At 41.1% G+C, this 9,465-nt stretch carries 12 protein-coding genes; 5 read left to right on the top strand and 7 right to left on the bottom strand.

Annotated elements, in window-relative coordinates:
* A partial coding sequence (locus VE944_RS31230) for a BON domain-containing protein (RefSeq protein ID WP_324986800.1) occupies positions 1 to 331 on the top strand: 331 nt, incomplete at its 5' end.
* Positions 332 to 462: 131 nt separating this feature from the next.
* Here VE944_RS31230 and VE944_RS31225 read toward each other — a convergent pair.
* The 6 genes from VE944_RS31225 to VE944_RS31200 all read right to left on the bottom strand — a co-directional run bounded on the left by VE944_RS31225 (position 463) and on the right by VE944_RS31200 (position 5,968).
* A complete protein-coding gene (locus tag VE944_RS31225) occupies positions 463 to 1,380 on the bottom strand; it encodes an alpha/beta fold hydrolase (RefSeq protein ID WP_324986798.1) in 918 nt (305 codons plus the stop codon).
* Positions 1,381 to 1,484: 104 nt separating this feature from the next.
* Entirely contained in the window at positions 1,485 to 2,471 is a 987-nt protein-coding gene (gene arsS, locus VE944_RS31220) for an arsenosugar biosynthesis radical SAM (seleno)protein ArsS (RefSeq protein ID WP_324986797.1), read from the bottom strand.
* 44 nt (positions 2,472 to 2,515) lie between these two features.
* Positions 2,516 to 3,475 carry an inorganic phosphate transporter gene (locus tag VE944_RS31215; RefSeq protein WP_324986794.1) on the bottom strand — a complete coding sequence of 320 codons (960 nt, stop codon included), beginning with the start codon at positions 3,473 to 3,475 and terminating at the stop codon, positions 2,516 to 2,518.
* Between the two features lie 131 nt (positions 3,476 to 3,606).
* Positions 3,607 to 4,575: an arsenosugar biosynthesis arsenite methyltransferase ArsM gene (gene arsM, locus VE944_RS31210; RefSeq protein ID WP_324986791.1), complete on the bottom strand. Its 969-nt coding sequence runs from the start codon at positions 4,573 to 4,575 to the stop codon at positions 3,607 to 3,609.
* 214 nt (positions 4,576 to 4,789) lie between these two features.
* Positions 4,790 to 5,464, bottom strand: a complete 675-nt coding sequence (locus VE944_RS31205; protein ID WP_324986789.1) for a response regulator transcription factor — start codon at positions 5,462 to 5,464, stop codon at positions 4,790 to 4,792.
* 216 nt (positions 5,465 to 5,680) lie between these two features.
* A complete protein-coding gene (locus VE944_RS31200) occupies positions 5,681 to 5,968 on the bottom strand; it encodes a Mo-dependent nitrogenase C-terminal domain-containing protein (RefSeq protein ID WP_152589333.1) in 288 nt (95 codons plus the stop codon).
* A 301-nt stretch (positions 5,969 to 6,269) separates the two neighbouring features.
* Here VE944_RS31200 and VE944_RS31195 point away from each other — a divergent pair, with 301 nt between their 5' ends.
* A complete protein-coding gene (locus VE944_RS31195) occupies positions 6,270 to 6,887 on the top strand; it encodes a class I SAM-dependent methyltransferase (RefSeq protein WP_324986782.1) in 618 nt (205 codons plus the stop codon).
* Between the two features lie 199 nt (positions 6,888 to 7,086).
* Here the strand turns inward: VE944_RS31195 and VE944_RS31190 are convergent, their stop codons facing one another.
* A complete protein-coding gene (locus VE944_RS31190; RefSeq protein ID WP_324986780.1) occupies positions 7,087 to 7,599 on the bottom strand; it encodes a GNAT family N-acetyltransferase in 513 nt (170 codons plus the stop codon).
* Between the two features lie 261 nt (positions 7,600 to 7,860).
* Between VE944_RS31190 and VE944_RS31185 the strand changes: the two genes are divergently transcribed.
* The 3 genes from VE944_RS31185 to VE944_RS31175 all read left to right on the top strand — a co-directional run bounded on the left by VE944_RS31185 (position 7,861) and on the right by VE944_RS31175 (position 9,458).
* Positions 7,861 to 8,052: a hypothetical protein gene (locus VE944_RS31185; RefSeq protein WP_324986777.1), complete on the top strand. Its 192-nt coding sequence runs from the start codon at positions 7,861 to 7,863 to the stop codon at positions 8,050 to 8,052.
* Between the two features lie 455 nt (positions 8,053 to 8,507).
* Positions 8,508 to 8,837, top strand: a complete 330-nt coding sequence (locus VE944_RS31180; protein ID WP_324986774.1) for a hypothetical protein — start codon at positions 8,508 to 8,510, stop codon at positions 8,835 to 8,837.
* A gap of 72 nt (positions 8,838 to 8,909) precedes the next feature.
* On the top strand, positions 8,910 to 9,458 hold the full coding sequence (locus tag VE944_RS31175; RefSeq protein ID WP_324986771.1) for a GIY-YIG nuclease family protein: 549 nt from the start codon (positions 8,910 to 8,912) through the stop codon (positions 9,456 to 9,458).
* Positions 9,459 to 9,465 lie beyond the last annotated feature (7 nt).

Genomic DNA, 9,465 nt, shown 5'->3' with positions numbered 1-9,465 from the left:
TCAAAATGCAGAAGTAAATCCTACTGCACAGTCAATAGCGCAAGCTCCTAATACTAACGTTGGGTCTACTGCTACTCAATCAATACCCCCAGAACGTGTGGGATTAAGCGGGGAATATGACCAAAGTGGGTTGGCAAAGCGAGTAGCGTTGGCATTTGATCAAGACCCCCAACTCGATGATGTTAATACCCTTTGGGTTGCTCAAACGGGTAGCACTGTGGTGTTGAAAGGTAAAGTTCCCAGTCAAGAAATTCTCAACAAGATGGTTTCTGTAGCTCGTTCTGTTAGTGGGGCTACAGATGTTGACACTAACCAAGCCACGATTGGCTAGGTATTAAGCAATTCAAAATTCAATAGTTGCAAAGGTATTGGTTGGCGCGATGCCTACGGCGGGCTATTCGGCGTCGCTCCCATTGCATAATAATTAGGGAGTAAGCAACGGTTAGCGATGCCTGCGGCGGGCTATTCGGAGTCGCTAACCCACCTCCCAATCCAATCTAAAATAGCTTGGTTGACTTGTTCAGGACATTCATCATGGGGACAATGACCCACATTTTCTAAATTCAGGACTTCCAATTTCTCGTTATATTGGGCAAATTGGTTAGCAAGGGCTGGAGGAACAAACCGATCCTTTTGTCCCCAAATTAACAACATGGGAATTGTTAAGGTTGGTAATACTTTCTTGACACTGGGACTAAAGTTAATTCCAAGGGTAGCTTTGAATAAAGCACTGAAGGCTCTGGCGGAACCTCTATCTTGAGGAGGCCCCGCTAAAATTTCTATGAGTTCATCAGTAATCGCCTCTGGGTTAGCGTAGGCAAGACTAGCCCAGCGACGCAGCACCCCTGGACGGCGCACGAAGTTAAATACAGGTTTAAGAATCAACGGCGAAGCGACAATATTTTTAATTGCTCTGACAACTGGTTGCAGTACAGGGGGGATTGCTTCTTGCTCTAGTGAAGGGTCGGGTAAACTCATCATCACCATACCCAGCACCATATCGGGGTGAGCGGCGGCGGCGGCCATAGAAATCAGTGAACCGTTGGAATTGCCCACCAAAATCGCTGGTTGACGGATAAATGTTTTCCAGAAATCGTAAACCTGCTCAACCCAGAGTTCGATGCTGTAATTAGCTGCGGCTTTTTCAGAAGCGCCAAAACCCAGCATATCGATGGCATACACTGTGTGATGTTCACCCAACACTTCTAAATTATGTCGCCAATGACCAATAGAAGCGCCAAAGCCATGTAGTAATATCAGTGGTGTTGTTTTCTGGTGATTTTGGCTAGGGCGAATGTAAGTGTAGCGTGTTTGCCAGCCGCGCCAAACCCAATCTCTTTGATTACCAACCCGTTCTTGCCAGTGTAATGTAGTGGTCACAGTCTCCTTTAATTCATCAGTGTCGAAATACTATTCTAAAACGTTCTTGAATTGAGACAGAGATTGGTGGCTATACCCAGTTACCTATTTTAATGGATTTGCCTTTAGAGCAAAGCACCACCACAACTAGAACCACATCCAGCAGTACAACCATAGCAATAAGCAGCAGTTTGTATCTCATTAATCAGGTTTAAACTGTCAGCTTCTAAGAGTTTGCTAACCGTCAAATCACCATTGCGATTTTTTGCAGGCAAATTCATCATTTGGTTAAAGTCGCAATCATATACATTGCCTAGATAGTCAATTGAGAGTTCATCGCGGCACATCAAATGTTCAACTGTGTCGGGATTAAAATGAGACTCTAAAAACTGCAAATAGCTGGTGTACAGTTTTCTCCGTTCTAAATGCATTTTGGTTCTACCAACTGGTAGGTTGGTAATGGTGAAGAGGTTGCTAAACACAATATTAAAATGTTCTTGTAAGAACATTTTGTAATCTCGTTCTAGGTTGGTCTGTTCGGGAGCTAAGGAAAAATTTTCATTCGTGGGTAATTGGGGATTAAATACCAAGTCCAAAATTAAATTTGGCTCTTTCCCATAGCCAAGCTGGTTAAGCCACTGCAAAGCTTTGACTGAATTATCAAAAACACCAGCACCGCGCATTTTATCAACATTATCTGCTAAGTAGCAAGGTAGGGAAGCCACAACTCTTATTTTGTGTTGAGCAAAGTATTCTGGTAAATCAGCAAATCCATCTTCAAAATAAATGGTCAAATTAGACCGGACAATCACCTGTTTACCAGTTGCTCTTGCTGCTTCTACTAATGGTTTAAATCCATAATTCATTTCTGGTGCGCCACCAGTCAAATCCACAATTTTAATTTCGGGGAATTTATGGATTAGCGAAATCAATTGTTCGCAAACTTCAGGAGAAAGTTCTTCTGTACGTTTTGGCCCAGCTTCTACATGACAGTGTGTACAGGCAAGGTTACAACGCTTACCTAGATTAATTTGTAAAACAGTGATTCCCTTTTTTATAAAAGGAGAATTGAGTTTGTTTTTAAATGGCGTAATTCTTGATTGAGTTTGCATTAGTTAACTACTCCTTTAATATATTATAAATATATTCAATCTTTCTATCCTTGTAATAATCTGTATGTTATTGCACTAATAATTGCAGCAGTAGGTAAAGTTAAAATCCACGATAATAGTATCTGATAAAAAACACGCATATTAGCTTTTTTGCTAGTCAAGCCTACTCCAAAAATAGAACCAACTGAAACGTAAGTCGTAGAAACCGGAAGCCCAAACTGACTAGCTGCAATAACCAGAACTCCAGTTACTATATTTGCTGATAATCCTTGAGTATGATTCAATGAGGTAATCTTTTCACTCATGGTTACTGCAACTTTTTGGGAGTTGAGTAAACCGCCAAGTGCAATTGCGATCGCAATTGTAATCATTCCCCCCTGAATCGAAAAATACTCAATAACTAGAATGAGTGAAAAAATCTTGGGAGTATCATTTAAGCCTCTAGCAAAACTGACAATTCCAGCGCTGATAATATGGCAAGTATCAATTATTTTCTGATTGACTGATAGATTCCATTTTGAAATTATATAGTTATATAAACTGTAAATTCCTGCTCCCAAAGGAATAGCAATAATTGGACTGAGTAATAGAGGCAAAATAAAAGAAGTTCCCAAAGCTGCAAAATTAACTTTGAGTCCGATCGAAACTAATCCAGCGCCAACCAGCGCACCTGTTAAACTGTGAGTTGTGGAAACAGGAAACCCCATGAAGGTGGCTATCAGTACAGTTAAACCAGCAGCAAGAGCAATTGCCAAATGAAACTCTGGTGAATTAGCGATCGCATCAGGCACTAATCCTTTCCCGGAGAAGTTTTTAATTAATGTACTTGCCAAAAAAGTTGCAGCAACCGCGCCAGCTAAAGTTGTAAAAGTTGCCCACAAAATTGCTGTTTGATAGCTAGTAGTTCGGCTACCAAACAACGTTGCTACCCCTTTAAAGTTGTCATTTGCACCATTAGAATATGCTAAAAAAAGCGTGGCAATAAATACACTAATTAACAACATTTTGGGGTTATAAAGAAGAAGTCAGAATCCAGAATTCAGAGTGCAATTTGTGAAATATTCAAATTGTGCATTCATTCCCCAGTCGTACAGAGCAATTCTGACTTCTGACATCTGAATTATTTTTTAACAAATTAACAGCAACCGCCACCGCTATAGTGCCAGGTTGAATTAGTCACAATTATTTCTGCTGGGTTGATAACCGCAAGTTTAGCAGCAGTTTTATCACACACTGCGGCGGGAATACCACGCTGGAGTAGATGACCTGCTGAGTCATCGAAGAAGGGTTCCAAGCCAGCATAAACTGCTGTTTTTCCCGTGAAGATACAAGCACCATCTTCTGGAATAGCAAGTTTAAAGGAGACGGAATCCAGACTTTCTAAAAGTAGATGTTCTTCTAAATTATAAGTCTGGGAATCTAGTAGACGATAAGGACGACGGGCGCGAATTTCAACTTGACCAAAACCAGCATTTGTAATCCGTTCAGTATACTCTTGATATGTGAGTGCGCCTGATAAACACATGGCTCTCAGTCGTTCATCTTGTTGAAGATGTGCTGGAATTTGACTAGTAGCAATTGGATCGCTCATCTGCAAACGTCCGCCTGGTTTTAATACCCGATAGGCTTCTTTTAAAGCACGGGTTAAATCTTCTGGTTCAAAAATATTGAAAAGGCAATTTTGCGCCACGATATCGACGCGAAGATCAGCAACAGGTAAGTTAAAAGCATCACCTTCGCGGATTTCTACAAAGCTGGTGTCAAACCACGGGTTTTCTTGAGCAGCAATTTCCAGGTTGCGTGCAGCTGCTTCCCGCATGGCTCCAACCGGTTCAACGGCAATTACAGCACCTGCATGGCGGGAAAAGTAAGCGAATTGCAATGCTTCTAAGCCGCCGCCAACACCGACATACAGCACAGTAGGTTGATTTCCTAGTTCAGTGGGGTGAACGGTAGTGCCACAACCATAGTTCATTTCCTGCATTGGCAAAGGAATTTTTAATCCTGGTAGTTGCAGGGGTGTACTTTGCACACAACAAAGTCCAACTTGCGGGGTTTCGGCAACTTCGCGGTAGAATTGCGCTGCTGTTTCTAGATAGGTCATGCAGTTTTAGATTTTAGATGATGACAGCTTTGTGCATACTAATATAATTAACCCGGTGTTGGATGAGTTTTTACTCAGATTGCCAAAAACCCCAAATCTTCCTGGAATAGAAAACTTTGGGGTTTTACCGTTATTTCACACTGGAAGGGAGTGAGGCAGTAGGGAGTGGGGAGTAGGGGGAAAATTCCCCATTCCCCAATGCCCCATCCCAAATTCAATCATGCAATGTGTAGCCGACACCACTCACAGTTTGAATGAGGCACTTTTGGTTATTGGCTTCAAGTTTCAGCCGTAGGTAGCGCATCTGAAGTTCGATTATATTGGCATCGCCTATGAAGCCGTAACCCCAGACTTCTTGTAAAATGCGATCGCACGTAATTACCTGTCGCGGATGGGCCAGTAAATATTCTAGTAAATCAAATTCCTTAGCAGTTAACTCAATTAACCTCTGATCTCGGTACACTTGGCGCGTGCGACGATTTAAACACAGGTCTTTAAATTCTAAAACATCTGCACCGTCTACTTGCTGACTTCTTCGCAAGCGATCGCCAACTTTGGCTAATAATTCATCAACGCTGAAGGGTTTAACGAGGTAATCATCAGCACCAGCGTCTAAGCCTGCAATGCGATCGCTCACTTCGTCTTTGACAGTTAATAAAATTATCGGCACTTTCTCAGCAATACTTCGCAGGCGGCGGCAAATTTCCAATCCCGAAAAACCAGGCAACATCCAGTCTAAAATTACTAAATCTAGATGTAACTTACGCGCTGCGGTGAGTGCAGTTAATCCATCGTAGGCAATACTGACTTGATAGCCTTCATAATTCAATTCCAATTCGACAAATCGTGCCAGCTTGACTTCATCTTCAACCAGTAAGATGTGCGTCATGATAATGTTAATGATTTCAGCAGGATACGGTAAGCAAAAATACGGTGTGGAAACACTGTCTTCGAGGTGTCAGCTACTTAAATAGCCAAACATCTAAATTAGGTGTACGTTAGCTTAGTATAAACCTGAGTAAGTAACAACCGTAAATTTACAATTAGCGTCGGCTGTGCCCGCCGAAGGCATCGCTGCTTGATCAAATAACGATCCAACTGGCTATTAACAATAGGCTGTGACATCTTCACCGCATTCATCGGCAAGATAACAGAGCGCTTTAAAACGCAAACCAACCACTTCCTCGTATAGGGGATTTAATTTACACATCGGAGGAATGTGAAACAGCTTCCGGCTAAAAAGCGTGATGTCTCGCTCAAAGGGACACTGAGCAGGAATAGCTTTGCACAAGAAATGAGCCAATTTGGAGTTATGAATTTCTATCGTTTCCAACCACTGGCGGACTGGATGGAGTAAATCATTGTGTAACCGGGTTTGAATAAAACTTGTCATAATTTTTTACCTTAATAATTTCAAACTAGATCAGTTGGTTGTATTTGAACCTCTATAAATACATACGGTTAGGTTCTATAGTTTTATGCACTGATTGCTAGTTTTTTGGTTTTCTACAGAGATACAATGAGTCTCTAGGCACACTGTTAACTACAAATTCAATTGCCAAAATTCCCGATGATTTGCCAAGGTGAGCATACTAGATATTGTCGGACTGCAAAACTATAGTTAACCAACTTATTTGGAGGCGCAGCTACTTACCCAAAAAAAGTATCGAGCTTCAGGGAAGCTGCGAAAACTAATGACGAATGACTTTTTTAGTAACAAAAAGTTCCTTTTTGACCGATGGGCACCAAGTTACGACTGGCTCTTTCCTTCAGTGTTTTATCGAGCCATTCACAAACGGTTGCTGGAGTACGTCGATTTATCCGAGTCAGCAAATATACTTGATATCGGCTGTGGTACTGGACGTTTACTTGAGCGCCTTGCTACTCAGTTTCCCGACTTGCAAGCGATCGGATTGGATTTATCTGCTAATATGTTGCGGGTAGCCAGACAGAGTAACCGCCACCGTCCACGCTTAATTTATGTCGAGGGCAAAGCTGAATCTCTTCCCTTTGCTGATGGTCAATTTAATGCTGTTTTCAGCACTATCAGCTTTTTGCACTATTTAGAACCTAAACAGGTACTTAGTGAGATAGCACGGGTACTTTCTCCCGGTGGACGCTTCTACTTGGTTGATTTTACCTCCATAAAAGAGACAGAACCTCAATTATTGCCAGTCTCTCCCCTTGGAATTAGACTCTACAGCCCTAATCAACGTCAACTTCTAGGCTCCTCGGCTGGGTTATTGTGTTTGAATCACCACTATTTACTAGGGCCAGTCTTACTAACGATTTTTGCTAAACCTCAGATTTGAAAATGGGGAGTGGGGAATGGGAATAGGGAAGGGCGAAAGTAAAGGGTTGAAAACAGCTTGTATCAAGCCTTTTTTTGCGATCTGTAATTACAAATTACGTTAGCGAGTCCGCGTACTCTGTAAGAGTTGTAAGCTACGCTTTTAGCGTCTCATAGAGAGCGTCCTTAAGAATTACGAATTACGAATTACGAATTACGAATTACAAATTATTCCGGTGTTCCATAAACACCACAGGAACTCTGAACAGCCTTTTAGCTAATTGCGAAAATCTAAATTTCCCCTTGAGCGAAGACTTGCCTCTTGTTTTGGGGAATTCTGGCAAGTCTTCAAAAGATATTGGCACAAAGTCAAAGCGACTGTAAAACTTCGCCAATCGTTCACCTAAACATTCAAGATAAAGTGGTTGCGTTGCTGTATTAATCAAATGCTGCGTTAGCAAAGTACCCAAACCGCGACCTCTCCAAGGTGATGCAACAACCAAACTACCAAGTTCTTGTGCCCCTGAGAAATTACGTAGCTGTCCACAAGCTACCAGATTGCGTAGGCTTTGCCCGCCGTAGGCATCGCATTCAACTACCCAAAATTGCTGCCAATTTAATTGGGTTGGGTCGAGTTTCGCTGAAAACACCAGCAATCGAATCGACCACTGATCCCCAGAGGTTGCTTTGCGAAGCATACACCCAGATGGTAACGATAGATTGCTCTGATTCATTAATTACACAATGATTAGTTTGTATCACAATCATCTTATTCACTTAGTACAGGTTGGCGGAAATAAGCCTCCCTTAACCATAGAAAGCGCTGTAAGGCTAAAAAACTCTACATTCCTGGATTTTTTTCAGTATACATGAGTAGTACTAAACAATACTTCCGATAGAGGTAAAAATCAGCCATAACTATATCTGGATAGATGCACTCACACCCCTAACCTTCTTAAGATAATACCAACAATAAAATTATTAGGAATGCAATAATGTCTGAACCACAAAAGGCTGGTAGCCAAGAAAATACACCCGCTTCTGGTAATTACGAAACCCCTCTTGACGAAAGTAAGCGCAAAACTGGCGATGATGAAAAGAGCGATGCTAAACCCACTGCTACACCAGAAGCACCAGAAAATGATTCTGTAGCAGGTAGCCCCAATCAAGGAACTGAATCACGTTAATTGGTTTGAAGTTTGCCAAGTTTCAATAATCTACTTGGGTTTTTCTAGTAACCCCGATTTACTAAACTTTGAGTGGATAGTTGTGATTTATATCACGATTATCCACTCATTTTTGTTGTGTGAGAATCGTTTCTAGGGAGGGTAGGGGCTGGTGTGGTAAGTGCGTAGGCGCAGCACTCCATAGGCTATCGCTTTAGTACAATATCTGAAGTTTGTCAGCACAACCTTAAGGAAAAATTATCTATCCTTAAAAATCTCCTACACTTTACGATTCTTAATCATGCCAGCTTACTCCTGTGGCTGACAGAAGTCATACAATCCAATAGGCTGATCTTAAAGTGGTAATTTTTCATAAAGCTTATCTGCACCAAAAGGCAGGCTTCGTTGTCCAGCACTTTTGGATTGTTGCCTATCCTCTCTCATCACTTAGTCATTAATAGCTACCTATACATAAAATGCCCCTTAAAATCGTCCAGAACTTTGATAGCAGTTTCACTCTTGAAACACAAGCTCAAGAAAATTTATTCAATTTATTGACAAGCGTTGCTTTCTTAAAGCAAATTTGTCAACAGTTACAGTGTGAGCAAGTTAAATTTACAGAATTACTTTTTCAACCAGTTCCTTACAGCTTAACTACGACTAAAGGAATGCCAGCAGAATTTGAAAAGTATCATGATTCTGATGAATATGCCATTATCAACGTTCCACCAAATTTTATGTTTAGTGCTAAGATTTTTAAACCCAGTCGCCTTTGTGCAATTTACCAAAAAGTGGAAAACGGATAATTTTAAAGATATTTTTTCCCTAGTTAGCAATTCTTAATTTTGCAGGCAAATAGTAAGTTTAATATTTGATGTATGGCTCTTGAAACGAATCTTTCTTCTTTGGCAGCCCTGGAATACATTCCTTACATTGACGATCGCGGCCAATTACCCGAACAATTTCAAGGTAAAATCGGGATATATGCTATCTTTGACCAAGAAAAAGTGCTGCAATTTGTAGGATACTCTCGTGATGTTTACCTCAGCCTCAAACAGCATTTAGTCCGTCAGCCACAGCAATGCTATTGGGTCAAAGTTCAAACTATTGAACGCCCTAGCCGCACAATTTTAGAAAATACTGAAAATGCTTGGATTGCTGAAAATGGCAGTGTCCCTTGGGGAAATGGGGATCAAAAGGAAAAATGGACTCATCCTATTGATGTCAAAGTCGTAATGACACCTGAAGAACAGGCAAATTATCAACATCCAGCTAATGATGAATTAGCACAAATAAAAATTCTTAAAAATGTGGCGCGGAGGGTAGAAGCAGAAATTTCAACCCATTTATTAGAAGTGCGTGGTTTGCAAATGCAAATTCGCTTCAATCCGAAATTGAAAGAAGAAGGATTGCTAGATTTGAAATGAAGGTAGT

The sequence above is a fragment of the Nostoc sp. genome, from assembly GCF_035638895.1.
In the GTDB taxonomy this organism is placed as follows: domain Bacteria; phylum Cyanobacteriota; class Cyanobacteriia; order Cyanobacteriales; family Nostocaceae; genus Nostoc.
The sequence above is the reverse complement of the archived record's forward strand: the minus strand, read 5'-3'. Positions and strand labels throughout refer to the sequence as shown.

What these genes read in the sequence shown, in the direction of transcription:
- VE944_RS31175 (WP_324986771.1), top strand. Translation starts at nt 8,910, where the DNA reads ATGGCTCTTGAAACGAATCTTTCTTCTTTGGCAGCCCTGGAATACATT.
- VE944_RS31205 (WP_324986789.1), bottom strand. Translation starts at nt 5,464, where the DNA reads ATGACGCACATCTTACTGGTTGAAGATGAAGTCAAGCTGGCACGATTT.
- VE944_RS31215 (WP_324986794.1), bottom strand. Translation starts at nt 3,475, where the DNA reads ATGTTGTTAATTAGTGTATTTATTGCCACGCTTTTTTTAGCATATTCT.
- VE944_RS31190 (WP_324986780.1), bottom strand. Translation starts at nt 7,599, where the DNA reads ATGAATCAGAGCAATCTATCGTTACCATCTGGGTGTATGCTTCGCAAA.
- VE944_RS31200 (WP_152589333.1), bottom strand. Translation starts at nt 5,968, where the DNA reads ATGACAAGTTTTATTCAAACCCGGTTACACAATGATTTACTCCATCCA.
- VE944_RS31195 (WP_324986782.1), top strand. Translation starts at nt 6,270, where the DNA reads ATGACGAATGACTTTTTTAGTAACAAAAAGTTCCTTTTTGACCGATGG.
- VE944_RS31180 (WP_324986774.1), top strand. Translation starts at nt 8,508, where the DNA reads ATGCCCCTTAAAATCGTCCAGAACTTTGATAGCAGTTTCACTCTTGAA.
- arsM (WP_324986791.1), bottom strand. Translation starts at nt 4,575, where the DNA reads ATGACCTATCTAGAAACAGCAGCGCAATTCTACCGCGAAGTTGCCGAA.
- VE944_RS31185 (WP_324986777.1), top strand. Translation starts at nt 7,861, where the DNA reads ATGTCTGAACCACAAAAGGCTGGTAGCCAAGAAAATACACCCGCTTCT.
- arsS (WP_324986797.1), bottom strand. Translation starts at nt 2,471, where the DNA reads ATGCAAACTCAATCAAGAATTACGCCATTTAAAAACAAACTCAATTCT.